The organism is Paenibacillus sp. P4_A7 (assembly GCF_056402455.1).
Genome location: NZ_JBFUHJ010000664.1, coordinates 1 through 2,199, shown reverse-complemented (window position 1 = coordinate 2,199; position 2,199 = coordinate 1). Strand labels below are relative to the sequence as shown.

The window sequence follows — 2,199 nt, the reverse complement described above, 5'->3', positions numbered from 1 at the left end:
TAATATCTGCCCAAATCTTGATAACCGTTAAAGTAATCAGAACAGCTAATATCCATTGCAATATTTTAATATTAACCTTCTGCCCCAATTTTGCGCCTATTGGTGCTGCAATGACACTGGCTACGACCATAACGATTGATGGTATGACTAGCATATGTCCGCCCACTAGTTTCCCAGAAGTTGATCCAATTGAAGATATGAATGTAATTGCCAAGGAAGAAGCAATGGCAACACGTGTAGGTATCTTAAGAACAACTAACATAATTGGAATCGTAATAAAAGCACCTGCCGCACCTACAATTCCGGATAACCCACCTACAATTAGTGCGGAGATTGCTGCAATACTTCCATTAAATTGAACTTTAGAATAATCATCACTTTCCACCTCTTTCTTAGGTAGAAACATCATAATAGCCGCAACGAGAGCCATAACCGCATATGTGAAATTGATTGCGGAATCTGGTAGAAATTTCGAGCCATATCCACCGATAAAGCTGCCCACTACAATGGGGATACCCATATATAGAACCAGTTTTTTGTTGATCGTTTTGCCTTTGCGATAAGCAAACATACCTGCCAAAGTAGCAAAGAAAACTTGTACCGCACTAATTGCTGATACCTCTTGCGCTGAAAAAGCTGCAAATCCTAGCGCTGGTGGAATATACAGCAGCATCGGATACTTAATTATGGAGCCTCCAATACCAACCATTCCTGATATAAAAGATCCAATGAAGCCTATTGCAAATAACGTTAAAATCCAATTAAGATCCAAACCCATGATGCACTCCTTCCTCAGATATGATTAGTATTTTCACATCTGGAGACAATCTCAGTTGTACGTATGATCATTTCAGATTAATCGCTCGCCCCCCCATACTTATACCCCTATAGGTATAATAATAGTCGTGAAGTATTCTTTTGTCAAACGTCATTCACACTCTTTGCACATACAGTTAATGTTCACTATTAAAATCATTAAGATTAATCTTTTTGATTATTTCATAACCCTGACCTTCTCCGTTTGGTTTGATGACTACGGTTCCCATGTAAGGGATATCGCCAAGTGCTTCATCTTTAGGGAAAGTGTGACCTACAATAACCGTATTCTTTCCATTTGGCGGCTTGGTTTCAAGGTTTTTTGTGATATTATCCAATATATCATCTAATTCTTCGTTCGATATATGTTCACTAAATAAATGATTTATATTGGCTAAATAAGGATTTACTTCGACATTTTGTTTTCCAAATGCGATTTCTGCTGTTTCACGCGTACGGCAATACGGACTCGCTATTACAGGGTACTGCAGCGGAATATCATTCTTTTTAATAATAACTCCCATCATTTCGGCCTGTTTGATCCCGGTTTCACTCAAATTTCTTTGTGTGCTGCAATCCTCGAAATCAACATCAGCCTGATCTTGACCAATGGTCGCCTCACCATGCCTCATGTACAATATATAGCCGCCGTTTTGTAGTTCTTTAATGATCGTATATAGCGTTTCGTCTTCTATTTCTCGGGCCCACATTTTGTCACTCATATACATCAGGAGAATTAATGTCCCGATCAGTAAAAAACAAACGACTTTTTTTAACATACTTATCAACTTCCTTTCTATGTGATCTTTATCTTCTCCATCTTATTTGGTATGAATTCTAAACTTTGCTTTTATTTTTATTTGTTTCTAATCTAAACTTCCAATGAACTTGCTCCATAAAAAAAAACCCGCGATTATCGTGGGTTTAAATGGCTGCATATACTTTCTAAGGCTATTAATCATCAGGTGGGTTTTGCGTATTTTAATCTTTATATTTGATATATAGATTATTTAATCTCACTTGTTTCATCCCTTGGTCCAATTTAGACACGGGTCCGTCATTTGTTACTTCTCCTGTGTACAGCAGTTCTCCATCTGTTATATCAAGTACCGCTGCCATTGGAATATCATCTTTTTGGAGGATGGCGTATACCTTATTGGATTCAACTCTAGCAGTCTTTATTACTGTTGCCCCCATCTGTTGCGCATTTACAGAAACATATGCTTTATCCTCTTTTCTCGTATTGAGATTAAAACGAGATAACACTAGGCTTTCAGAATCAAATGTAACATAAGAAAAATAATCACCGTATAGACTGTAATCCAATGAGCCACTTTTATTAACTTGTACAAATGAATCCGGCAAAGCTTCAAGCTTACCTGT

Annotated in this window: 3 protein-coding genes; all 3 read right to left on the bottom strand. The window is 37.4% G+C overall.

Going from position 1 to position 2,199, the window contains the following annotated elements; all coding sequences use genetic code 11:
- The coding region (locus AC1DWN_RS32645) for a sulfite exporter TauE/SafE family protein (protein ID WP_477562996.1) at nucleotides 1–778 on the bottom strand (778 nt) is incomplete at its 3' end.
- Nucleotides 779–953: 175 nt separating this feature from the next.
- Entirely contained in the window at nucleotides 954–1,595 is a 642-nt protein-coding gene (locus AC1DWN_RS32640; RefSeq protein ID WP_477562995.1) for a histidine phosphatase family protein, read from the bottom strand.
- Nucleotides 1,596–1,797: 202 nt separating this feature from the next.
- The coding region (locus AC1DWN_RS32635) for a hypothetical protein (RefSeq protein ID WP_477562994.1) at nucleotides 1,798–2,199 on the bottom strand (402 nt) is incomplete at its 5' end.

Excerpts from the sequence above, each read along its gene's own strand:
- AC1DWN_RS32640 (WP_477562995.1), bottom strand. The coding sequence starts at position 1,595 with ATGTTAAAAAAAGTCGTTTGTTTTTTACTGATCGGGACATTAATTCTC.